Annotated in this window: 16 protein-coding genes; all 16 read right to left on the bottom strand. The window is 60.2% G+C overall.

What is annotated here, in order from left to right:
* Positions 1-20: 20 nt before the first annotated feature.
* The gene (locus tag H8S55_RS03660) at positions 21-3,233 is read right to left on the bottom strand and encodes an S-layer homology domain-containing protein (protein WP_186877872.1); all 3,213 of its coding nucleotides are present in this window, start codon (positions 3,231-3,233) and stop codon (positions 21-23) included.
* A gap of 249 nt (positions 3,234-3,482) precedes the next feature.
* Positions 3,483-4,520, bottom strand: a complete 1,038-nt coding sequence (locus H8S55_RS03665) for an aldose epimerase family protein (protein ID WP_186877873.1) — start codon at positions 4,518-4,520, stop codon at positions 3,483-3,485.
* Positions 4,521-4,523: 3 nt separating this feature from the next.
* A complete protein-coding gene (galT, locus tag H8S55_RS03670; RefSeq protein ID WP_186877874.1) occupies positions 4,524-6,017 on the bottom strand; it encodes a UDP-glucose--hexose-1-phosphate uridylyltransferase in 1,494 nt (497 codons plus the stop codon).
* A gap of 2 nt (positions 6,018-6,019) precedes the next feature.
* On the bottom strand, positions 6,020-7,012 hold the full coding sequence (gene galE / locus H8S55_RS03675; RefSeq protein ID WP_186877875.1) for a UDP-glucose 4-epimerase GalE: 993 nt from the start codon (positions 7,010-7,012) through the stop codon (positions 6,020-6,022).
* Positions 7,013-7,055: 43 nt separating this feature from the next.
* Positions 7,056-8,342, bottom strand: a complete 1,287-nt coding sequence (locus H8S55_RS03680; RefSeq protein ID WP_186877876.1) for a galactokinase — start codon at positions 8,340-8,342, stop codon at positions 7,056-7,058.
* 163 nt (positions 8,343-8,505) lie between these two features.
* On the bottom strand, positions 8,506-10,167 hold the full coding sequence (locus H8S55_RS03685) for an ABC transporter permease subunit (protein ID WP_186877877.1): 1,662 nt from the start codon (positions 10,165-10,167) through the stop codon (positions 8,506-8,508).
* A 21-nt stretch (positions 10,168-10,188) separates the two neighbouring features.
* A complete protein-coding gene (locus H8S55_RS03690; RefSeq protein ID WP_186877878.1) occupies positions 10,189-11,697 on the bottom strand; it encodes a sugar ABC transporter ATP-binding protein in 1,509 nt (502 codons plus the stop codon).
* 199 nt (positions 11,698-11,896) lie between these two features.
* The gene (locus H8S55_RS03695) at positions 11,897-13,186 is read right to left on the bottom strand and encodes a substrate-binding domain-containing protein (RefSeq protein WP_186877879.1); all 1,290 of its coding nucleotides are present in this window, start codon (positions 13,184-13,186) and stop codon (positions 11,897-11,899) included.
* 184 nt (positions 13,187-13,370) lie between these two features.
* Positions 13,371-14,345, bottom strand: coding sequence for a substrate-binding domain-containing protein (locus tag H8S55_RS03700; RefSeq protein ID WP_186877880.1), 975 nt, complete (start codon positions 14,343-14,345; stop codon positions 13,371-13,373).
* Positions 14,332-16,050, bottom strand: coding sequence for a cache domain-containing sensor histidine kinase (locus tag H8S55_RS03705; protein WP_366467288.1), 1,719 nt, complete (start codon positions 16,048-16,050; stop codon positions 14,332-14,334). The genes H8S55_RS03700 and H8S55_RS03705 overlap by 14 nt, the downstream gene beginning before the upstream one ends.
* Positions 16,047-17,330 carry a response regulator gene (locus tag H8S55_RS03710; RefSeq protein ID WP_147562994.1) on the bottom strand — a complete coding sequence of 428 codons (1,284 nt, stop codon included), beginning with the start codon at positions 17,328-17,330 and terminating at the stop codon, positions 16,047-16,049. The genes H8S55_RS03705 and H8S55_RS03710 overlap by 4 nt, the downstream gene beginning before the upstream one ends.
* Positions 17,331-17,573: 243 nt before the next feature.
* The gene (locus H8S55_RS03715) at positions 17,574-19,514 is read right to left on the bottom strand and encodes a clostripain-related cysteine peptidase (RefSeq protein ID WP_186877881.1); all 1,941 of its coding nucleotides are present in this window, start codon (positions 19,512-19,514) and stop codon (positions 17,574-17,576) included.
* Positions 19,515-19,527: 13 nt separating this feature from the next.
* Positions 19,528-20,490, bottom strand: coding sequence for an SHOCT domain-containing protein (locus tag H8S55_RS14040; RefSeq protein WP_243200447.1), 963 nt, complete (start codon positions 20,488-20,490; stop codon positions 19,528-19,530).
* 43 nt (positions 20,491-20,533) lie between these two features.
* Positions 20,534-22,201 carry a DUF2207 family protein gene (locus H8S55_RS03725; RefSeq protein WP_186877882.1) on the bottom strand — a complete coding sequence of 556 codons (1,668 nt, stop codon included), beginning with the start codon at positions 22,199-22,201 and terminating at the stop codon, positions 20,534-20,536.
* Positions 22,201-22,752, bottom strand: coding sequence for a LemA family protein (locus tag H8S55_RS03730; RefSeq protein WP_186877883.1), 552 nt, complete (start codon positions 22,750-22,752; stop codon positions 22,201-22,203). The genes H8S55_RS03725 and H8S55_RS03730 overlap by 1 nt, the downstream gene beginning before the upstream one ends.
* Positions 22,753-22,838: 86 nt before the next feature.
* Positions 22,839-23,294, bottom strand: a complete 456-nt coding sequence (locus H8S55_RS03735; protein ID WP_186877884.1) for a hypothetical protein — start codon at positions 23,292-23,294, stop codon at positions 22,839-22,841.
* Positions 23,295-23,376: the final 82 nt, after the last annotated feature.

The following is a 23,376-nucleotide window of genomic DNA, read 5'->3' on the forward strand; positions in this document are numbered from 1 at the left end:
TGTGGATCGCTTTGGGAACATTACTTCATGTAACGATACAGGAAGGTTGCGATCTGGCCGCGGGTGCAGGTGCCGTTGGGCTCGAACCTTCCATTGCCCACACCGGCGGTGATACCCTTCTTCGCCGCCCAGGCAGCGGCCTTGGCGTAGTAGCTGTCGGCGGAAATATCGGTGAACGCGGACGCACCCTCCACCGCCGGGCTGCCCGCTGCGCGATAGAGCATGGTGACCATCTGGGCGCGGTTGATGGTGCCCTCGGGAGCCGTGCCGTCGGAAATGCCGTTGGCCTTGGCCCAGGTCTGTGCCTTTTCGTACCAGCTCCCGCCGCCGCTCAGGTCCGCGTCGTTCTGCCGCGCCAAAATCGTCCACAGCTGGGCACGGGTGGTGGCGTTGTCGGGCGCGTAAGTGGAATCATTCATGCCGCTCACAAGGCCGCGGGCACTCACAAAGTCGATGGCATCCTTGGCCCAATGGTCTCGCGTGTCAATGAAATCCTTAGCATTATCAACGATCTTCACCGTGGCATTGCCGTCCACGGTGAGCCGGATACCGTCCTCCGTGGGAACGGAGTTCTTCAAAATCTCCTCCGTGCCGTCGGGGTGGACAAGCACCGCCACCGTGCCGGGCTTCACGTTGGAGACGGGAATTTCCACCTTGGTGTCGCCGGAGCTTCTGGGCAGCTCCACCTTCACCACGGGCGCGGTGTTGGAATCGCGGGTGGCCTCCACCTGGACGGGAGCCTTGACGGCCTCGCCGTTCTTCTTCGCGTCCTCCACGGCCTTTTCGCTGACCTTGGTTTCCGCCGTGGTCTGGCCGTTCTTGTCGGTCTTTACCGTGCCGGTGGAGCCGTCAGCGGCCTTGGTCTCGGTGACGGAACTGCCGTCCTTCATGGTCTCGGTCTTGACGGTGGTGCCGTCCGGCTTAGTGGCGGTTTCCACCTTCGTTCCGTCCGGTTTGGTGACCGTCTCCACCTTCGTACCGTCCGGCTTGGTGGCGGTCTCCGTCTTACCGGTGCTGGTGGAGGGCTTGCCGGAGCTGGAGCCGCCGCCGCCCGCAGAGCCGCCACCGCCGCCGGAGCCGCCACCGCCGGGCTGAGAGGGCTCGGGTTTCGGCTCAGGCTTGGGAACAACGGGAGCATCCTTAGCCGTGATCTTGACCGTGATGGTGCCGGTGGTGTCCCCGTGGGTCGTGCTGGTGATGATCACTTTCCAGCTTGCGGTCTTGCCCGCGTCTGCCGGGGTCAGGCCGTCCGCCAGCTTGAACGTGGTGCTGGTGAAGTCCTCGGTCGAAATGATGTGATCGGGGTCCACCATATCACGAACGCCGTCCTTGATGACCGCATCCTGAACCTGATCGGCCGGAACGAAATTATAAGCGGTGATCTCCTGAACTTCAGTGATGGGATAGTACATCTGACAATCGTAGTCGGCCATCTTAAACGCGTCCGCCTTGGCCACGGTAACCTCCTCGGACTTCAACACGCCCGTGCACTTCTCGGCGGAAACCGCAACATGGACGCTCTTGCCAATATCCTCGGCCGTGGGCGTGTACGTTTCCTTGCTGGCACCAAGGATCCTTTCATCGTCGTGATACCACTGGTAGGTCAGCTCGGCACCAGCAGGCGTGAGATCGGTGACGGTCGCTGTCAGGGGCTGGTTGTACTTGGGCGTGCCGATGATGGTGACGGTGCCCTCCAGCTTGGGCTTTTCGGGCGGGGCGATCTGTGCGGTCTGACGGTAGAAAAGGCGGAGGGCAAGCCCATCCCGCTCCATCCGAACGAAGTCGTGTCCGCCCACCCTTTGGGGGAGCCACTCCTGGATGAACTCCGCAGAGCACCCCTTGGGCAGGAGCAGCTGCGTGGTGGAGGTGTTGGGGATGGACTGTCCGTCCTCCAACAGATAGTCCACGTGATAGGTGTCGTATGCCGGCTCCTGATAGGTGGCCAGCACCTCGCGGCTCTCCGCGTCCCGGACCTCGCCCACCAGCTTATCACCCGGTTCAAAGTCCATTCCCTGAATGGGATCAAAAACCAGGGTGGGATAAATGCAGGCATCCTCCATGTTCCCATTCTTCGTCAGCGCCGGGACGGTAAAGACCTCTTCCTTCAATGGCTCTCGCGGCTCGCCGTCCGCCTTGACCACGCCCAGCACCAGCTTCACCGTCCGCTCCCGGTCGCTGAGGTTTTGGATCACCGTCCGCAGGGATAGATCGTGGATGTCCTTTGCCTTTTTCATCAGGTTTTCCTGCGTGACGCGGTAAGGCTCGCTGTCCACATGGGGCTTGTGTTCCGTGGTGACCTCCGGGTCCGCCACATACAGATCCATGCCGTTTTGGATCTTACCCGTGGCGAACATCCGCCGCACCAGAGCCAGACGGCACACCTCGCAGAAGGGCTGATCCGACTGGTACATATTGCACTTGAACGCCGTGGGGATCAGCACGCCGCCAGCGTTGCCCGTCTGCGCGATGATGCTCCGGTAACCCATCATCTTCTCCCACTTGATGTTGTCCGTGCCGGAGACGTTGGGGAACTTCGTGGAGGAACCGTATTCGTCCCCCAACTTTCCCACGCTGTGGGAAAGCTCATGGGCCATGGCATAGTCCTTGGCCCTTCCGGAGGAAAAAGAGTAGATCCCGCTGGCGGAGCCGACGGATACGCCGGTGTTGACGAACATATGGATGTTGTCCACAAACGCCCCTTCGTCCAGACACCGCTGCTCCAGATCGGCACGGATCGCGTTCACCTTTGCTTCCCCGTCCATGTCATGTCTAAAGCCGATGCTCTTTGTCCCGTGCAGGGTGGTAAGGCTGAAATAGGTGTCCAGCTTGCTGTTCTCGCTGCTCAGTCCCGCCTCATTGGACACGGCGGGCACGGCGTACACATTGATCCGGTGGGCAAGGCGGCTGTACGGCTCCAGGCTCATCAGGCGGCCAAGCTGTACCCGCGCCTCCTGAAGAAATTGCTGCTGCTGATCTTGGGTGTAGCCGTCGCCCAACAGCAGCAGCACCAGATTTTCCCGGTCGTTCCCCATTTTTTGCAGGGTGTAGACCGGGAGCCCCGCTGCCTCAAACGCATCGGCGGCGCCCTCCTCTGCTGCCGCCGTCACCTGCGCCGGCAGAACGGTCTCCGTGGCGGTCGGGCCGCTGAGGGGGGCGGCCGCCGCGTGCAGGGGCAGCAGGGTCAAGGCCATGCAGGCGGTCAGCGCCCACGCGGCGATCCTCTTTCTCATCATATCTGTTCTCCTTCTGTTCGCGTGTAAGCCAGCGGGGTTCATCCCCCCCGGACAGGCCTTGTATCTTTTTATTATACACGACACGCCGCCCCTTTTGCAAGGCAACCTTTTTGTGAAAAAACAAACAAAAGCTTACGACGAGCTTTTTATTTCCAAAAAACGCATCGTGCGCTTGCTCCGACATTTTTTGGGGTTCTATCATAAAAGTTGGGGGCAGGCGAAGCGCCTGCCCCCTTTATCGGGTAATCGTCACAGTATTGCCGCCCGGTAGGTGGTGACATGGTGATAGCGCTCCCCCGCCCGAAGCAAAATGGGCGGGAACGTCGGATGGTGGACGGCATCCGGCCAGGCCTGTGTCTCCAGACAGAAGGCCGACCGGGGACCATAGGAGACCCCTCCCTTTCCGGGCGTGCCGTCCAAGTAATTGGCAGTATATAGTTGAATGCCCGGCTGGGTGGTCCAGCACTCCAGAGACAGTCCCCCACCGGTGGCCTTTGCGGCCAGACGCATCGGCGAATGGGTCTGACGGCTCAGCACAAAGTTGTGGTCATAGCCATTGCCCAGGGTCAGCTGGGGATGCTCCAGAGACAGGCCGTGCAGAAATTCCACCGGATCGCGCAAATCGAAGGGCGTCCCCTCCACCGGCAGAAGGGTACCGGTGGGGATGCTGTCCCCGTCCATCTCCGTGATGGCATCCGCCCACACCTGGATCTGCTGTCCCTCCAGAGAACCGTGGGCATGGCCCAGCAGATTGAAATAGCTGTGGTTGGTCAGGCTGCAGAGGGTATCGGCATCACTTTCCGCCTGGTAATCCAAGGCGAGTGCGCCTTCCTCGGTGAGGGTGTAAGTCACCTGCACCCGCAAAGTACCGGGAAAGCCCTCCTCTCCAGCGGGGCTGACATAGGAGAGCACCAGGACTCCGTCCTCCTCCCGGGCTTTCCACACCGCCTCGTTGAAGCCGTGGAGGCCGCCGTGAAGGCAGTTTGGGCCGTTATTGACCGCTAAGGGATAGGTGACCCCATTCAGTTCAAATGATGCCCCGCCGATGCGGTTTGCCACCCGGCCCACCAGTGCGCCCAGGTACTTGTCCTGGGCCTCATACTGGGCCAGCGTCTCGCACCCCAGCACGATATCCCGGCTCCCCTCGGGAGCAGGAACCATCCAGGAGCGGAGGATGCCGCCGTAGGTCAGCACCTGGATCGCATACCGGCCGGCCCGGAGGGTCCAAATGTCCACCTCCCGCCGGTCGGAAGTCAGCCCAAAGGGTTGCTGGATCAGTTCTGCCATCTCCTACACCTGCCTTAAAAAGCGCAGGAACGCTTCCTGTCCCTCCGGCGTGCGGGCGTATACTCCGGCGTGCTCCAGCACCTTGGCAAACACCAGACCGACCTCATGATACACAACGTCCAGCGCGTTGCCCGCCGTCAGCGCATACCGGTTTCGGAACTCCTCCGCCCAATCGGCATGGGATGCCGTCAGCGGGTCATCCCGCAGGTCTTCCCCGCTCACCAGTTTGTCCGCCACAGCAGCCAGCTCGGCTTTCAGACGGGCTGGCAGGACAGCCAGCCCCATCACTTCGATGAGTCCGATATTCTCCTTCTTGATGTGGTGGAGTTCGGCGTGAGGGTGGTACAGACCAAGGGGGTGCTCCGGCGTGGTCAGGTTATTGCGCAGCACCAAGTCCAGCTCATAGGCCTCCCCCCTGCGGCGGGCAATGGGCGTGATGGTGTTGTGGGGTTCCCCGCCGGTCTCAGCCAGGATCATGGCCTCCTGGTCGGTATAACTCCGCCAGGACAGCAGGATCTTATCGGCCAAATCAATGAGCCGCTCAGGATCGGCGCAGGTCAGGCGCACCACCGACATGGGCCACTTGACAATACCCGCGCGTACATCCTCGTATCCCGGGAAGGTGAAGGGAGTTTCCACCGAGGCCCGCTCCATGGCGAAGGTGTACCGGCCGCCCTGAAAGTGATCGTGGGCCAGGATAGACCCGCCCACGATGGGCAGGTCGGCATTGGAGCCAACAAAATAATGAGGGAACTGCCGGACGAAATCCAGCAGCTTGCCAAAACAGGCCCGGTCGATCTTCATGGGGGTGTGTTCCCGGTTCAGGCAGATGCAGTGCTCGTTGTAGTACACATAAGGGGAGTACTGCAAATACCAGGGAGAGCCGTTGATCGTGATCGGAATGATGCGGTGGTTCTGCCGGGCCGGGTGATTCACCCGGCCCGCATAGCCCTCGTTCTCCGCACACAGCTGGCAGCGTGGATAAGCGGAAGCGGGCAGGTTCCGTGCGGCGGCAATGGCCTTGGGGTCCTTCTCCGGCTTGGACAGGTTGATGGTGATGTCCAACTGGCCGTACTCGGTCTCCACCTTCCACTGCACGTCTCTGGCGATCCGATCCCGGCGGATGTAGTTGGTGTCTTGGCTGAACTGATAGTACCAGTCGGTGGCTTTCTCCGGGGCCTGCCGGTACAGGGACCGGAACTGCCCGATCACCTGGGAGGGCCGGGGGGTGAGTATCCCCATCAGCCTGGTGTCCAGCAGATCCCGATAGGTAACGGTATTCTCCTTCAATACGCCCCTCTCAACCGCATCATCCAGCAGCGCCTCCAGCGCAGCGGACAATTCTCCGGCCGGGGGCAGCTCTTCCGGCAGGGCGCAGCCGTCCAGCGCCAGGGCCTCCAGCAAGGTATTGACCGTCCATATCCGGTCCTCCGGCTGAATGAGCCGCTTCTCCAGGGCATAGGAGATCAGCTGTGCGATGGCCTGATTCCGCTCCATACTCAGACCTCCTCAAAGCCGTGGGGGTGGCTCTTGTGCCAGGCCCAGGCGGAGGCCACGATGGTCGGCAGGTCGTTGTACTTGGGCTGCCAGCCCAGCACCTTCATGGCCTTCTCAGAGGAGGCAATGAGCTGAGCAGGGTCGCCCGCCCGGCGGGGTGCGATCCTGGCGGGAATGGGGTGGCCGGTAACAGAGCGGGCTACGTCGATGACCTCCTGCACAGTGAAGCCCACTCCATTGCCCAGGTTAAATATGTTGTTGTCTCCGCCCTTCATCAGATAGTCCAGAGCCAGGATGTGGGCCTGGGCCAGGTCGGTGACATGGATGTAGTCCCGGATGCAGGTACCGTCCTTGGTGGGGTAGTCGTCGCCGAAGACGCTGACCGCCTCCCGCTGGCCGTTTGGCACCTGGAGGATGATGGGGATGAGATGGGTCTCAGGATCGTGGGCCTCCCCGATCTCTCCAGAGACATGGGCACCGCAGGCGTTGAAATACCGCAGGGCCACATACTTCAGCCCGTGGGCCTTGGACACCCAGCTCATCATCTGTTCCATGGCCAGCTTGGTCTGGCCGTAGCAGTTGGTGGGACAGGTCGTGTCGCTCTCCAGAATGGGCACCCGCTCCGGCTCGCCATAAGCAGCGGCAGTGGAGGAAAAGACGATCTTATCCACCCCGTGAGCCACCATGGCTTGAAGGAGCACCATGGTGCCGTGGAGGTTGTTGTCATAGTACTTCAGGGGGTCGGACATGGACTCTCCCACCTGGGAGGACGCTGCAAAGTGGATCACGCCCTCGATGTCCTCCGCCTGGAACAGGGTATCCAGGGCGCCCCGGTCCCGGATATCCAGCTGATAAAACTTCGCCTTGGGGTGGACAGCTGCCTTGAATCCGGTCTGCAGGTTGTCAGCCACCACCACATCCCGGCCCGCGTCGATCAGCTCATACACCGTATGGGAGCCGATATAGCCGGCTCCGCCCAATACCAAAATTGCCATCTTTCAGATACGCTCCTTTCACGTCGCAGCAATGGAACTTTGTTCAGGACCAGAGGACCACTCCGCCCACTGGGCGCAGCCGCAGCACATGGCAGCTGCCTGTGCCCAGAACGGACTCCACTTGCTCCCGGAACCCGTCCAGCAGTTCCAGGGGGACAAAGGCCTGGATGGTGCCGGCAAAGCCGCCGCCGTGGACCCGGCAGGCACCCCGGCCCTTCAAGGCCCGCTCCGCCACCGCCAGAGCCACCGCCATGGCCTGCTCTTTCACCGCCCCGGTGGGGGCGATGTTCTGTAGCAGGGTCCAAGAGGAGCGGCCGGAGGCTTTTACCAGGGACAGAAAAGCATCCATATCGCCGCCAGCCAGGGCCGCAGTCTCCTCCTCCACCCGCCTGTCATCGGCAAAGAAGTGGAGCGCCCGGAGAACCGCCCGATCCCCCACCGCTTTCCGCAGCCGGGGCAGCTCCCGCAGCACATCAGCTTCCTCCACCTCCCGCAGTACAGTCTTGCCGAAGCAGGCGGCCACTTCCCGCATTTCCCGCGGGATAGCGTCATATTCCGGGGTGAGGTCGGCATGATCCGCTCCTGAATCAATGATGCACAGGGCGTAGCCCAGCGCATCCAGATCCACCCGCAGGGGGCGCACCATCGGAGCGGAGGGTTCCGCGAAATCAATGGCCACCACACCGCCCACGGAAGAGGCGGTCTGATCCATCAGTCCGCTGGCCTTTCCAAAGTATACATTTTCTGCCTTCTGTCCCATCCGGGCGATGGTCACCGGGTCCAGTGCGCCGCCGCAGAACAGGTGGTTCTCGATCACGCCCAGCAGCACCTCGCAGGCCGCCGAAGAGGACAGCCCGGAGCCGGGCAGCACATCAGACTGGGCGTACACGTCAAAGCCCGCCACAGGATAGCCCTTTTCCACCGCCTGGGCCGCCATGCCCCGCACCAGGGAGGCGGTGCTCCCCTTCTCCTCTTCCTTGGGCTCCAGGGTATCCAGTTCCACCTCTGCCAAGGGCCAGCCCTGAGACTGGAAGCGGATGGTGTTGGTGCCGTTGGGGGCGGCGCAGGCCAAAAAATCCAGGTCTACCGCCCCGGCCAGAACCCGGCCGTGCTGATGGTCGGTATGGTTGCCGCAGATCTCTGTGCGGCCGGGGGCGGAGCACAGGACCACTGGGGTATCTTCTCCCGCATCAAAGGTCTGCCGGAACCCATCCAGCAGCGCCGCCACCCGCCGCCGTGCGGCGGTCAGATCTCCATACAGCAGACGATCCATCCCTCCGTCCAGTTCTCCCGCTTCCAACGCGCGGCGCACAGCACCTAATTTCTGCATCGTTGCTTCTCTCCTTTTTCGCTCCGGCCAAACCGGAACACATGTTTCGAGTATAGCATACACTGTTTTCTTCACACCGTCAAACAGTCAACAAAGCCGCTGCAAAGCAGGCGGATCCCCCGCGTTTACCTTGCAGCGGCTTCCCGCTTTCAGAATATAAGACTTACTTCTTCTGCACGTACTTCAGGCAGTCCAGCATAACAGCGACCAGAATGATGATGCCGGAGAACACGAACTGCAGGTTCGTGTCAATGCCCAGAATGGTCAGGGAATAGGTCAGGGCGGTAAAGATGAACACACCCACGACCACGCCGGAGATCTTGCCGATGCCGCCGGTGAAAGAGATGCCGCCCACCACGCAGGCCGCAATGGCATCCATCTCCCAGCCCTGTCCATAAGCAGCGGAGCCGGAACCGGTCATGCGCAGGCACTCCAGCCAGGAACCAAAGCCATACAGGATGCCGGCCAGAACGAAAGCGCCCACCGTGACCCAGAACACAGAGATGCCGGATACAGCAGCTGCCTCCGGGTTGCCGCCCACGGCGTACAGGTTCTTGCCAAAGGTGGTCTTGTTCCAGATGAACCACACAACGATGACCGCCGCCACAGCCCACAGGATGATGGTGGGGAAGCCCTTGACACGGGGAATGATCATGCCGGGAATGGCGGAGTCAATGCCGCCGAAGGACACGCCCTTGGTGGAATAGGTCGCCAGGCCGAAGATGACCAGCATGGTGGCCATGGTGGAGATAAAGGGGTGCATCTTGAACTTGGCGGTGAAGAAGCCGGCGATGGTGGTAAAGATGGTGCACAGGATGATGCAGACCACCAGAGCCAGGAACACCCGAACGACGGCGGGGATGCCAGAGAAGTCGAAGATGTGGCCGAACACGCTGCCGGTGTTGGGGCCGGAGTGCATCACGATGGTGGCCGCTGTTATGCCCATACCCACCATACGGCCGATGGACAGGTCGGTACCGGCCAGCAGGATGAGCCCCGCCACGCCCAGAGCCAGGAACATTCTGGGAGAGGCCTGGGACAGGATATTGAGCACGTTGTTTACCGTCAGCAGCTGGGTGTTGGGCCCCTTGACAATGGGGGTAATGATACACAGCGCAATGAAAATAAAGATAATGGCGATATACAGTCCGTTGCGCAGCAGGAAGTTTCGCCCGTTGAAGGTGTACCGGTAGTTCTCCCACTTCTGTGCCATAGTCTCGCCCAGCGTGAACTTGGACATGCGCAGCATGTCCAGCAGGTGGTACTTGTGCTCAAAGGCGCTGTGCCGACGGTCCTTGATCTCCTGAAAGTCCTGGGTACGCTGCATCTTGGCGTCAAACAGACGGTTTTTATGGACGTATTTCTCGTCCTTGATCTCATGCGCATCGCTCAGCTTGGAGACCGTCTCCTGATGCTCCCTGTTGAGCCGTTCCACAGCGGCATGGTAATTAGCCTCGGCAAGGACCTTTTCTTCCTTGCAGCTGGCAGCCACCGCCTGATAATAATCGGTATCGAAATGGGCCTTGAGGTAATCTTCCGCCTCTGTGATCAGCTTGTTGATCTCGCCCTTGTGCTTGGACTCCACCGCCTTAGCCTGCTCCAGTTCCTTGCACAGCGCCTGGATCTTCTCGCTTTTTTCCTGCGCAGTGTAGATCCGGTCACGCTTTAGGCTGTCAATGGTGTCCTGGATCTCAATGATCTTGTCGGTACCCTCTGCCCGCAGAGCGTCGATCTTCTTCTGGATGGCACCGACATATTCATCGATCGGCTGGAGAAGCTGCGCTTCCTGCTCCGCTGTAAGGATCTTTGTATTTTCCGCTACCATAAGCAATTCTCCCACTCACACTTAAAGGTATTTTGCGCTCAGCCGCAAAAGTTCTTCCTGATTGGTCTCCTTGGTGTTCACGATGCCGGAGAGACGTCCGTTAGACATAACGCCGATTCGGTTGGTGATACCCAAAATCTCAGGCATTTCCGAAGAGACCACAATGACGGTCTTGCCCCGTTTGGCCATTTGAATGATGAGTTCATAGATCTCATACTTGGCACCCACATCAATGCCGCGGGTAGGCTCGTCCATCATGAAGACCTGCGGTTCCCGCTCCAGCCACTTGCCGAAAATCACCTTCTGCTGGTTGCCTCCCGACAGACTGGTGACCATATCATCAGGCCCCATACACTTGGTATGCATGACCTTGATCTCCTTGCTCGTCGCCTTCACCATCTTGGGCGTGGAGAGCGCCAAACCGGCCTTATACTGCTCCAGATTGGCAATGGTGGTATTGAAGGTGAGGTCGCACTTGAGGAACAGGCCGTTGGCCTTCCGCTCTTCGGTGATCATGGCAAAGCCGTGATCGATGGCCTCTTTGGCATTATTGAAGTTCATCAGCCGGTTTTTAAAGTAGACCCGTCCGGCTGCGCGGGTACGCACCCCGAACATGGTCTCCATCAGCTCAGTACGTCCGGCCCCCACCAGGCCGTACAATCCGAAGATCTCCCCTTCCCTGACATCGAACGTGATGTCCTGAAGATGAGGTGCGTACTTGGTGGAGAGATGCCGAACGGAGAGGATGGTGTCTCCTGGGGTGTTGTTCACCGGGGGGAACCGGCTCTCCAGAGAACGGCCCACCATGGCGGTGATCAGCTCGTTCATATTGGTGTCCTTGGCGGCTTTGGTCATAACCAGATTACCATCCCGCAGCACCGAAATCTCATCGCAGATCTCAAAGATCTCATCCATCTTATGCGAGATGTAGATCAGAGAGATCCCCTGCTCTTTGAGCATCCGCATCATCTCAAAGAGCTTGTTCACTTCCTTCACCGTCAAAGACGAGGTAGGCTCGTCCAGGACGATCACCTTTGAATTGTAGGAGATCGCCTTTGCGATCTCACACATCTGCCGTTGAGATACGGACATATTCCGCATAGGCTGGGTGAGATCCACTGTCATTCCCAGTTTGCGGAACAGCTCGGAGGCCTTTTTCTTCATTCTGCCTTCATCCACGACACCTGTAGAGTTGGTGGGATACCGACCCAGAAACAGATTGTCGATCACATTCCGTTCCAGACATTGATTCAGCTCCTGGTGCACCATGGCGATCCCGTTTTCCAAGGCATCCTTCGGGCCGGAAAAGCTGATCTCCTTGCCGTTCAGAAGGATTTTTCCCTCATCCTTCTGATAAGTCCCGAACAGGCACTTCATCATCGTGGACTTGCCGGCACCGTTCTCGCCCATCAGTCCCATGACCGTGCCGCGCTTCACATCCAGATTGATGTGATCCAGCACCCTGTTCCGGCCGAAGGACTTGCTCATGCCGCGGATTGACAGGACAACTTCGTCTTTCGCATCTGCCATTTTCGTTACTCCCGTTTATGCATATTAGCAGTTTCAGCGAATCGTCTGATCCTGCCGGATTTTACTTTTAGAACGCCGTTAGAGAGAAGCCTCCTCCCGAACGGGATATGCTTTCTCCCGAACAGAGAATTGCTTCTCCCTAACGGCACATGCTTACTCTTGATTTATAAAAGGGAACTTACAGGCTGCCTCAGCCGGATCACTGGCCCAGCAGAGTGGTGTAGGAGGCGGCGTTGTCGGTCTTCACCATGTTGAAGGCAAATGCGTCATAGGCGCTGGGGTTGCTCAAACGGTTGGTGATGTTGGACTCGGTCTGACCGTCGCCGGCGATGTACTCCACGTTCAGGTTGAGCAGATCGTCATACTTCTGCAGCAGGGGCTGATAGGTGGAGCCCAGGAAGTTGTCGGCAGAGTTGTAGATGTTCAGCCACACGTTCTTGGTGGGGTGAGCGGAAGCGTCCAGCTGGTTGGAGACGGGCGCATAGGTCACGGTGGAGTCCAGGAAATCCTGATAGTTGTCTGCGGTGACAGCCACGTTCAGGGCGTAGTAAGAGCGGGTGGCCTCGTCATAGTAGAACACATCGGAGCCCAGCACGTTGCCGGCATCATCCGCAGTGCCAATACCGGTGTCCACGTCCACGCCGTCCAAAGCGTTGCGCAGCACGCGCAGGGTCAGGTAGGCCTGCACATCGGCGTGCTGGCTGATGGTTCCGCCGTAGCCCTCTGCGATGGCGGCAACGGCATCGGAGTTGGCATCATAGCCGAAGGTGGGAACGTTGTTCTCTCTGGACCAGGCATTGAACATGGCCATGCCCATGCCGTCGTTGTTGGAGGCAACGATGTCGATCTGATTGCCGAAAGAGGAGGCCCAGGTGCCGATGGCGTTGCCGGCAGTGGCGGCATCCCAAGTGGCGCCGGCGGAGTTCTTCATCTCCTGGGAGGCCAGCTCACGGACGGTATAGGTCTTGCCGTCCACCTCAATGGTGCCGTCCTGCACAAAAGCGGAGGAACCGTCGGTGTTGGTGCCCACGGGAGTGCTGTCGATGACACCGTCCTTCTCTACGGCAGTACCCAGAGCGGCACGGACACCGCGGGTACGGGCGATGGAGTCGTTGTGACCGATATCACCGATCGCCAGCACGTAGCCGATAACGCCATCGCCATTCTTGTCGATCTCGCCGATGTGAGCCTTGATGTAGTCCAGGATCATGGTGCCCTGCAGCTCAGCGCCCTGGTTGGCGTCGAATCCCACATAGTAAGTATCCTCGTTGAAGCTCAGCGCAGTCGTGTCCAACTCGCCGGTGGAGCTGTTGGAGGGCTGACGGTTGAACCACACCAGGGGCTTATCCTTATTGGCGACCATTTCGGTGCCGGGAGCGGAACCATCTGCGCTGGTGCTGGACTTATCGGTGTTGCCGCCGTTGGAGCAGGCGACCAGGCTGAGGGCCAGAGCAGCGGACAGGCCCAGTGCAAGTACCTTCTTGTTCATTTTGATCTCCTTCTTCTTCTAGAATTTGGGCTGAATCATTTCACAAAAATCCCGCCCTTTACGTCTTTGAGTTTAGTGGAAATTGTCTGGAAAATCAAGAGGAAAAATCACCGATAAAAGGGGAAGATTTCATTTATTTTGTTTGATCTATAAAAATTGCACCGTCATAATTTGTGTAAAACGCTTAATTCTGTTCTCGTTCAAAGGCGAAAAGCGCTTTCTGACTGCCTATTTCAAAGAGATTGTCCCTGTCCACGATCTTGGTCGAGGTATCCACGGTAGGCTCCATATCGTTGGTCTGGCCGGTCAGAAGGCGGCAGGCGCTCTCTACCCCCAGGTAGCCCATAGCATAGGGGTTCTGCACGACCAGAGCATCCACGGTACCCTCCTGAAGGCCGTCAATGGTAACCACATTGGAGTCAAAACCCACCAGGAACACATCCTCCGTGCAGCCCAGATCTTCCACAGCCTGGGCCGCGCCCACACTGGTAGGTTCGTTGAAGGCCAGCAGTACGTTGATGTCCGGGGAGCGCCCCAGCATGGCCGCCGTGTCGGTTCTGGCCTGGGCCGCATCTGTCAGCGTATTGACCACAGCCATGATCTCCGCCCGTCCGCTGTCTCTGAATGCGTCCAACGCACCGCGTTCCCGCTCCTGCCCGTTGGCGGTGCCCACATCATAGTTGACCACGCCCACCTTCAGCGGGCCGTCTACCCGATCCAGTGCGGCCTGGGCCGCCATCTGTCCGGCGGCATAGTTGTCCGTTCCGATATAGGTGCTCACCAGTTCGGAATCCACGCTGCTGTCAATGGCTACGATCTTGACACCGGCTCTGGCGGCATCATCAATGGCGGCGGCATTCTTCTCAAAATCAATGGCGGAAAAAACGATGGCCTCCGTCCCGGCTTCCACTGCGTCGGCGATCATTTGATTCTGGGTCTCATAGTCCTCCTCCGTCTCCGGCCCAAGGATGTTCAGTTCCGCATTATATTCCGTGGCCGCGGCCTTGGCCCCGGCAAACACAGAGAGCCAAAACTCCGTCTGGGTGGATTTGGCGATCACCGTCACCGTATGCTGTTTGGCAGGCACCCCGGCGGCACAGCCGCTCAGGAGGAGCGCCAGTACCATCGGCCAGACCGCGGTCCATTTACTTCGCCTCATTGTCTCCCTCCTTGATCCCGGGCATACGGATCTCCACGCAGGTCCCCACATCCAGTTCACTGGTGATGCGCAGGCCGTACCGGCTGCCAAAATAGATCTTGATCCGGTCGTCCACGTTCCTGATCCCGATGCCGGTGCGGTCAGTGGTCTCCCGCTGCATGATGGAACTGATCTGCTCCCGGCTCATGCCCACACCGTTGTCCTGCACACAGAATACGATATCCTCTCCGTCCCTCCACACCTGCACATCGATCCGTCCCTCTTCCACCATCAGATCCAGACCGTGATTGATGGCGTTTTCGATGATGGGCTGAAGGGTGATCTTATTGCAATAGTAGTCCAGGCACTCCGGCTCCACATCAAAGGCATAGGTAAATTGATTCTTATAGCGGTACTTCTGAATTTCAAGATAGCTCTCAGCATGCTCGATCTCCTTGGCGATGGGGATAAGCTCGTGCCCCCTGCTGATACTGATGCGGAACAGCCGGGCCAGCGCATGAACCATTTTGACCGCATCCGCGTTGCGTCCCTGCTCACACATCCACGCAATGGAATCCAGGGTATTATAGAGGAAATGGGGGTTGATCTGAGCTTGGAGCGCCTTCAGCTCTGTTTTACGCAAATTGACTTCTTCCTCACGCACAGTCGTCATCAGCCGCTGGATGCGCAGGACCATGTGTCCAAAGGAATCCGACAGCTCCCGCACCTCCTGCGTCCCTCTTACAGGGTGGTAGGAAAAGTGGTCGGCATCTCGCTCAAAGTCCTCCATAGCGGAGGCCAGGCCGCGCAGCGGCCGGCTCAAGAGCCTGGAGAGCAGCCAGCTGGTCAGCACCGCCGCTATCAGCACCACCACCGCCAGCACCATGGACAGTTGGAGCATCTCGCTCACATTGCGGTTGACCAGTTCATCCACATAGCTGACACCCACGATCCGCCAGTCGCTGCCCTCCACGCTGGTCAGGCTGTATATCACGGTATCGTCTGCGTAGGAGCCGTCCGCCAGGGCGGCCAGCGATCCGGTGTCCTCCGTTTTTAGTCCGGCGTACAGCAGCTGCTGCTGGGGGTGATAGACGATATTGCCCGCCCCATCCATAACAAAGCAATAGCCCCGCTGGCCGATGCTCACATTGCTGATGTAGCTGGAGATACTGGAAAAACTCAGATCCAGGGACACCCAGGCAGCCTTTCCGCCCTCCTCCAGCTTTTCCGTTCTGGTCACTACCCAGGGGTAGTATCCCTCAAAAATGCTCTCCACATGGGGCGCTGTCATGTAGGCTGCACCGGAGTTTCTGGCCCGCCCCAGGTCAAAGGAGAGGTTCTGAACGATCTGCTCTCTCGGCTCCCGTTTCAGGGACCAGCAGTCCAGCAGCACACCGGAAGGGGAGTAGCTTGTGACCGCCACCACATCAGGCCGGAATGTAAGAAATGCCTCCAGCGCTCTGTCTCGTTCGTCCGCGTTCTCCCACATGGAGCGCTCTACCAGGTCCATCGCCTGTTCCATGTCCCTCAGATAATCGCTCACCGTGTTAGAGACCTGGGACACTGCCTGCGCGCTGCTGGTGCGCGCATTCTGAACCGTGGCGCTGCGGTAATGATCCAAAAACAGCAGGATACAGCAGCACAAAATGATCGCCACCACTCCCACCACCATGGACACCAGAATGGTGGTCGTGCGCAGACCCGTTTGGGAAAGGCCGCGTTTCAAGACCGCTCACCCGCCTTTTCCCGGTCCAGGCGGCGGCGCATGGCGTTGGGCGACTCGCCGCAGTACTTTTTGAAGCAGTAGCTGAAATAGTGCTGGTCGATATAGCCGCAGCGCTGGGATATCTCCTGGATCTTCAAGCTGGAAGTGGCGATCAGCTCTCGGGCCGCATCCATCCGCTTGCGGATGAGTATGTTGATAAAGGTCTCGCCTGCGTATTTTTTGATGCAGGCGCTCAGGTGATTGGGGCTGACATCCAGCATACCGCTGAGGGAGACCAAGGAGAGGTCGGCATCCGCATAATGCTGGTCCAGGGCATCCAGAGCACGCTTGCACAGCAGGCTGCCGCCCTTGACCGCGGGAGACAGGTCGCTGATGAACTGAACGCCCCCTTCGGCACCCTCCCCCTGGCGCAGGGCCTCCATGGCCTCTCGATATGCCCCGTGCAGACCGCTGAGGTTCCATGTCTCCCGGCTGACGCCCACATAGCACCGTCTGCCCAAAACCCGGTCCGCCATCTGGGAGATCTCATCGGCCAGGATATGCAGATACTCCTGAAAATCCGAAGGATTGCCCAGCAGTACCGAGATCACCTTGCCCGAGGTGAAAAAGCTGACGCTCCGCAGGTACTTGGCAGCCAGTCGGTCCACCGATGCCACAAAGGCGTGGGTGGTACAGTTGCCGCCATCCTCATTCAGCAGGGAAGATACCATCACGGTATAGCAGGGCTTGTCCTCTTCGTCCCGCAGCAGGCCGCACTGACGGGCAGTGGCTCTCGCCTGTGCCTCCCCCTCCGGCTCGGCATACTCGTCCAGCACCAGCGGCATCAGGATCGCCGCCCGGGCATCCATCCCATCGTTTTTTTGGGCCGCCTGACGGAACAGGGCAAACTGGGCATCGATTTTCTCGTGGATGGTGCGCAGCTCCGCCCCCAGGCCTTCGATGGTCAGCGGCTTGAGCATGTAGCTGATGATGTTGTATTGAATGGCCTGTTTGGCGTATTCAAAATCGTCATAACCGCTGAGAAACGCGATGTTGGTGGCCGGACGGATCTCCCGCACCTGCCGGGCCAGCTCGATCCCCGAGATAAAGGGCATCTGGATATCGGTGATCAGCAGATCCGGCTCATGCTGCTCCACCATCTGGAGGGCATCCAGTCCATTGCTGGCGCTCCCCACCATCTGGAACCCATAATCCTGCCAGGGGATCATGGTACACACTGCCTCCCTAAGCTCTTCCTCATCGTCCGCGACGACCACAGTGTAAAACATTTTTGCAGCCATTGCGCACCGTCCTTTCCTCGTCGTGACCCGTTCCATGGGTTCATTTTGCTTTATGATACTTTACATTATAACAGAACAGCTCCCTACCCACAAATCTTTCTTTCTGACTTGCGGCATATTCCCCGCAAAACTGGCACAAAGTGCCTGCAGAACGTTCAGAAATTTGACGTGCTGCCAGACGAACAGCACCGCGGCACACATTCTTTCAAACGTGTGCCGCGGTGCTGCTTTTTCATGCCGGGATCATTGATAGACCGTGGTGGTAGTGATCTCGCCGCCTTCACACTGGAAGGTGACGGCATCGGAATAGGCCTCGTTCCCTGCGGCATCCTGCATGGTGATGACCATGGCATAGTTCCCGTCGGGCAGGGCCGTCTCGCCGAAGGCGGTCTGGTCGGTCACAGTAAACTCCTCGGCGGCGTACATCTCAAAGTCGTCGTCCCCGCTGTAGGTGGACAGCTGCCAGATGGTGGTGATCTGGTCCCCCGGCTGGAGCAGGCGCAGCTCCTTGCTGGCCATGCCCGTGTCGTCCAGGCCCTGGCTGGCCCCCAGGATGCTCCACTCCTCCAAGGTGAAGTCATAGGCCACCTGGAGATTATAGGCCTCGCCGTTGAGCAGGATGGGCACGGAGTACAGGTTATAGTCCTCGCCGTCGTAAGCAAGCTCCACATAGACCATATGGCCGTCGATGGACCCCCACACGCCCCGGAAGTTGTCATGGAACACGCCGTTGTCCCAGTCGGCCTCCATGTCGTTGTCGGTGCCCAGCAGCATCATCTGGTCGCTCTCCTCGTCCACATAGAACAGGGAGAAACCGATGCTGGACAGGATGTTCTGGGCATCCGGGCCCAGGGTAAGGAAGGCGATGCCGTTGTCGTCCACGTCCAGGGGTGCGCCGTCCCAGTCCGTGTCCGCCAGGGTGCGCAGCTGAGGCAGAGACCCGATCCCCAGGGAGGACACATAGTCCTCGTCCTCCGGCTGGCCGGTGAGGGCATAGGAATAGAGATTCTTAAAGGCCGCGCTCTCCCCCTCGATGAGGTAGCCATTCAGGTCGTCCAGGTCGCCGCTGTAGGTATAGTAGCAGCTCAGACCCGTGGCCTCGCTGCGGTATTGGCCGCCCACCTGATAGATCACGCAGTCGGCCAGGGCATCGCACACGTCCTGGGCCGAGGGCAGCAGCTGGGCGGTCTGCCGGGCCAGATGACCCAGATCCACCATGTTGGTGTAGCCCTGCTCCCGGGTGTTGCCGCCGTAGTTCTCGCTCTGGGCGGCGGCCCGGCCCAGCTGGGCAAAAAAGCCGGGATTCTCCGCCGCAGCGTTCAGGGCCTCCTGACCGAAGGCCTCATAGGCCTCCAGCAGGGGGGACAGGCGCGTCAGGTCGGTGACGGACAGGGTGACCCGGTCCTGGGTCTCCACTGCCTGGCAGCCCTGATAGAAGCTGTCGCAGATGGCCTGGCCCAGAGCCGCCCCGTCCATGCCGGGGTCTTTGGCCAGTTGGTCCAGCCAGCCGGAGTAGAGCCAGCCGTTGCCCGGCTCCACCTCCTCCGAGGCCACCAGGTATTTCGCAAAGTTCTGGAATACCGAGGCCACGTCCACTGTCGCCATCAGGCAGGTGTCAAAGCCCACCAGCTCCAGGGCCGGGTCCTCCCGGTCGGCGGGCCACACGGCATCGAACGCCTGATACATCTCGTCCAGGGTCAGGGAGTCATAGCCAAACTTCTCGTCAAAGGCCGCGCCGCTGACGCTGCCGCCGCCGTGGTTCCAGAAGGTGACGGCCACATGGTCGGCTGGATAGTTATCGTTGGCAAAGTCCAAAAACTCGTAGAGGGTCTGGCTGTCGCCCATGTCGGCGGCATCCTCCTCCTCCAGCAGCTGCAGGCCCTGGCTGTTATACAGCCAGCGCTGGAGTTTGCTCGGGTCTATCTCCTCGTTCTGCCAGGCATTGGCCCCGCCCGTCTCGATGACCACGTTCACGTTCTCCGGCAGCTGGACCTCCAGCATCTCAGAAAGGTCGGCGGTAGCGCAGCCGTTCTGGGACTCCAGGTCGCTGCCGCACAGATACCAGTATACCGCCCAGCTGCCGTCCCCCGTCTCATCGGCAGAGGTATCCTCTGTGCCGCAGGCGGCCAGATTGGGCAGCAGGGCCAGAGCCAAAAGCAGAGACAGATATTTCTTCATCTTCATGGTCGTCCTCCTCTTAGATGCCCAGCAGCTGCCGCTTCTTGGCGGTGAACTCCTCCTCGGTGAGGACACCGGCATCCAGCAGTGCCTTATACTTCTGGATCTCGGCCACGGCATCGGCGGGCATGGTGGGCACAGCCTGGGCCGCGGACTGAGCGGTGGCCGCAGCGGCGGCAGCGCCGCCCACCTGGGTCTCACCGGCGCTGGGGTCCATCATGTGCATCAGCTTTTTGGCCAGCAGGTGCAGCTCCTCCGTCTGCTCCCGATAGCTCTTCATGTAATCTGCCGCCCGGGGGTAGTCCCGGTCAAATTCCGGGCCGGAGATCTTCTCGTCAAAGGACTTCCAATAGGGGTGGTTCAGCTTGATCTCAATGCGGAACTTCTCCACAGGGGCAGGCACATCGAACTTTGGGCGGTACAGGTCGTTGTCCCGCTCCCGCTCCCGGCGCTCCTCCGGGGTCTCCTGTCCGGCCCGGTGCAGGCCCTCCATGGCCTCCCGCCGCTGGAACATCTGCTTTTCCATGTGGAACTGGGCGATCTGTGCCGACAGGGCATCCACCCGGGCGGGCACCTGGCTGGCGTAACACTTCAGGGTGCCGCTGGCGCTCTCATACAGGGGGCTGCTGTCCTCGGAGATGCGGATGGACTTGATATCCTTGCCCTGGAAGGCCCAGCCCGCGCCGTCTTTCATGCGGAACAGGCCGTGCTCCTCGTCCACATAGATGGTGCAGCCCCAAAAGCCGATGTTGAAGCGATAGGTCTCCTGAAACTCCTGCTGGAGCGCCTGGTTCTCCTCAAAGGCGGCCAGATACTCCTTGAAATCGGTGAGGGACATGCTGTTGATGGCCCCGGTGGGCAGGTCAACTTTCCCGTCGCACTCCTTGCAGATGGCCTCCCCTTCGATCTTGGTGGGCAGCAGCCGGGGGGTGGGGTTTCCGCAGATGGGGCAGAGCTTCTTCTTATTGCTGAATAATCCCATGGTCGTTTCCTCCTAAGGTTCCGTCATTTTATGTTCTCTCGCGTCATCGGGTGCCTATGCCGCCCCCGCCGGAAGCGCCGCCGCCTCCGCCCAGGGAGGCGATGCCGCCCCCGCCGCCAAAGCGGACCGCCTGGGTCTCCTGCCGCCGGCGCTCCACTGCGCCGGCCAGATAGGCATTCCAGTGGGCCGTGCTCTGGAGATAGCGCTGATACTGTTCCACCTGAGCCAGCTGGCCGGGATAGAGCTGCCGCAGCTGCTCCATCACCTGCTTGGCCACCCCCAGCAGAGCGGCATATACCATGTACTCCTGCCACAGGAAGGTCTCCTTCACATCCCGCTCCGCCAGCAGGGAGAAGTCCAGCAGATAGCGTTTCAGGCCCAGCAGCTCGTTTCGCTGCTGTTGGCCCCTGGGGGTCAGGTCCTTGGCCCGGCGGCACTTGTTCCCCTTCAGGCAGCCTGTGCGGGACAGGGTCAGCTCTCCCTGATGACCGCTGCTCTCCAGCATGTCGCTTAATGTCTTGGCATGGCGGTCATCACAGCAGAAGTCCTCCAGCTCGCTGTCCCGAAGCACCCCGTCCGCTCCTGCCGCCGCCTGTAAAAAGGTGTACAGGGCCTCGTCAAAGGGGTCGCCGTTGTGGGGCTCCCGGACAAAGCGCATGGATGCCCGGTTCTTCTTCCCCGGTTCCAGCTCCGGCTCCAGGCTGCCCAGGGTGACCAGGCGCAGCACCCGGGCGGCCAGATAGCTCTCGTCGGTACAGCTCTTCAGCCCCAGCCCCAGGGCATAGGACACGTTCAGGTCACCGCCGTTGGGAGCATCCCGGAAGTAGTCGATCTTGGCCAGCTGCTTCTTCGCCTTGGCCCTCTTCCGGGCCCGGAGCAGGGCGAAGATGCCGAAGATGCCGCCGCAAATCGCCGCCAGGGAGACCACCATCCAGACGATGTCCATGGCTGTCAGGGGCTCGTCCGCCGCTTCGGTGTAATCGCTGCCCTGAAAGGCGGCATCTTTTACCGTCTGAAAGCTGCCCTCCTCCACCCGCTGTGGCTGGAGCAGGCCGGACTGAAGCTGGACCATGGCCGTCAGATACTGGCCGCCCTCTAAGGGGCTGTCCGTCCAAGCGTGGATGATGCCGTTTTCAAACTGGATCTGTCCCTCAAAGCCGAAGGCCCAGATGCCGCAGTTGTCCTGTGTCAGGGGTGTGCCGTCTGCCATGCGGATGATCAGGTCGGCATTGGTGGGAAACACGGACTGGTCCGGGTCAATAAAGCGGTAGAGCAGCCCGTCGGCGTCGGAATAGCCCCCCACCAGGCCCTGGATATCATAGGACACCGTGTAGGTGTGGGAGCCGTAGTCGGTGATGCCCCAGCACAGCTCCACGCCCCCGTCGATGTTCAGCAGGCCGCACCTGCCCGCCTTCTCCGTAAAGGACGCGTCCACGTCCCAGCGGTCATCCGCCGTCAGGGCATAGGGGCCGTTCTCGTCGGCGACGGCGAAGTTGGCATAGGTCAGCCCGCCGGAGGTGAGCCGGTCCATGTAAAACTCCGTGCCCTCGTCCGTCTGTGCGGAGAAGACCTGAGTCACGTGGGCCAAGCCGTCCTGCTCCAGGGCCACGTCGGTGGTCAGGCGCTCCACCCGGTTGGCCGCCCCCGCCGGGACGGCGCACAGCCCCGCCGTCAGCAGCAGGGCCGCGAAAAGTCGGGTCAGGGTCTTCATCACTTCATGCTGGGCATGTCGGCCTTGTCTTCCCGGGCCTCCAGATAGTCCCGCTGGCGGAAGCCCAGCATCCCGGCGATGAGACTGACGGGGAACATACGGATCTCCCGGTTCAGTTTGGTGACAGAGTCGTTATAGATGAGGCGGCTGGTACGCACCATCTTCTCATAGCTGTCCACCGCGTCCATACACTTGGCATAGCCCTTGTCCGCCTTCAGCTCGGGGTAGCGCTCGGCCACCATGGAGATGCGGCCCAGGGCCTCGGAGATCACGCCCTCCTGCCGGAGCACGTCCTGTGGGGTGGACTTGGCGGTGATCACGCTGCGGCGGGACTTGATGGTCTCGATCAGGGTCTGGGACTCGTGGGCGGCATAGCCCTTGGCCAGGTCCAGCAGGGCGGTCAGCGCATCAAAGCGAGAGGAGAGCTGCACCCCGATCTGGCTCATGGCGTTGTTGATGTTCTCGTCCATCACCACCAGCCGCCGCTGAGTGGACATGACCCACCCGGCCAGCAGAACCACCAGAAGGGCAATGATAATTGGGATCGTCATGAAAGTTACCTCCTATTTCAGCAGAAAACGGCCGACTGCCGCGGGATGAGGACCGGACAGTCAGCCGTTTCATTCAGATGGGGCGATCAGCCCTCGTAGGGCACGGAGACGCGGTCCTTCAACTCAGCCAGAGCGCCGGGCAGTTCGTCGCTCAGGGAGGCGATCAGGGCGTCCACGTCCGCGCCGTCCAGCATGGAGATGTCCTCGGTGAGGGCGGTGCCAACGGTGCCCAGGGTGCTGTTCAGGGCGTTCATCTCGGCGTTGGTCTGCTCGTCGGCCATCCAGCCGTTCTCGTTCACCAGGTTGGCGATCTCATTATAGGGCACGGCCACGTTGTTATAGGCCTCGGTGAGCTCGGCCAGCTTCTCGTCGCTGATGCGGCCCTCGGGGACAGAGGCATCGCCGCTGCCGTCCTCGGCGGACTGAGAAGCGCTGACGGACACGTCGCTCTCGTCGCTGCTGCCGGCATCGTCAGAGCCGCCGCAGGCGGTCAGGGACAGGGACATCACCAGGGCCAGGGTCAGGGTAAGCAGTCTTTTCATGATAGATTCCTCCAAATTTTATCTCTTTTCCGGTGCCTTGCACTGTACCCACAGTATAGACCCTGAGCAAATAAAAAAGGAC

The organism is Flintibacter faecis (assembly GCF_014287875.1).
GTDB lineage: Bacteria > Bacillota > Clostridia > Oscillospirales > Oscillospiraceae > Lawsonibacter > Lawsonibacter faecis_A.

What these genes read in the sequence shown, in the direction of transcription:
- H8S55_RS03730 (WP_186877883.1), bottom strand. Translation starts at nt 22,752, where the DNA reads ATGACGATCCCAATTATCATTGCCCTTCTGGTGGTTCTGCTGGCCGGG.
- H8S55_RS03725 (WP_186877882.1), bottom strand. Translation starts at nt 22,201, where the DNA reads ATGAAGACCCTGACCCGACTTTTCGCGGCCCTGCTGCTGACGGCGGGG.
- H8S55_RS03660 (WP_186877872.1), bottom strand. Translation starts at nt 3,233, where the DNA reads ATGATGAGAAAGAGGATCGCCGCGTGGGCGCTGACCGCCTGCATGGCC.
- H8S55_RS03685 (WP_186877877.1), bottom strand. Translation starts at nt 10,167, where the DNA reads ATGGTAGCGGAAAATACAAAGATCCTTACAGCGGAGCAGGAAGCGCAG.
- H8S55_RS03680 (WP_186877876.1), bottom strand. Translation starts at nt 8,342, where the DNA reads ATGCAGAAATTAGGTGCTGTGCGCCGCGCGTTGGAAGCGGGAGAACTG.
- galE (WP_186877875.1), bottom strand. Translation starts at nt 7,012, where the DNA reads ATGGCAATTTTGGTATTGGGCGGAGCCGGCTATATCGGCTCCCATACG.
- H8S55_RS03735 (WP_186877884.1), bottom strand. Translation starts at nt 23,294, where the DNA reads ATGAAAAGACTGCTTACCCTGACCCTGGCCCTGGTGATGTCCCTGTCC.
- H8S55_RS03665 (WP_186877873.1), bottom strand. Translation starts at nt 4,520, where the DNA reads ATGGCAGAACTGATCCAGCAACCCTTTGGGCTGACTTCCGACCGGCGG.
- H8S55_RS14040 (WP_243200447.1), bottom strand. Translation starts at nt 20,490, where the DNA reads ATGGGATTATTCAGCAATAAGAAGAAGCTCTGCCCCATCTGCGGAAAC.
- H8S55_RS03715 (WP_186877881.1), bottom strand. Translation starts at nt 19,514, where the DNA reads ATGAAGATGAAGAAATATCTGTCTCTGCTTTTGGCTCTGGCCCTGCTG.
- H8S55_RS03710 (WP_147562994.1), bottom strand. Translation starts at nt 17,330, where the DNA reads ATGGCTGCAAAAATGTTTTACACTGTGGTCGTCGCGGACGATGAGGAA.
- H8S55_RS03695 (WP_186877879.1), bottom strand. Translation starts at nt 13,186, where the DNA reads ATGAACAAGAAGGTACTTGCACTGGGCCTGTCCGCTGCTCTGGCCCTC.
- H8S55_RS03700 (WP_186877880.1), bottom strand. Translation starts at nt 14,345, where the DNA reads ATGAGGCGAAGTAAATGGACCGCGGTCTGGCCGATGGTACTGGCGCTC.
- H8S55_RS03690 (WP_186877878.1), bottom strand. Translation starts at nt 11,697, where the DNA reads ATGGCAGATGCGAAAGACGAAGTTGTCCTGTCAATCCGCGGCATGAGC.
- galT (WP_186877874.1), bottom strand. Translation starts at nt 6,017, where the DNA reads ATGGAGCGGAATCAGGCCATCGCACAGCTGATCTCCTATGCCCTGGAG.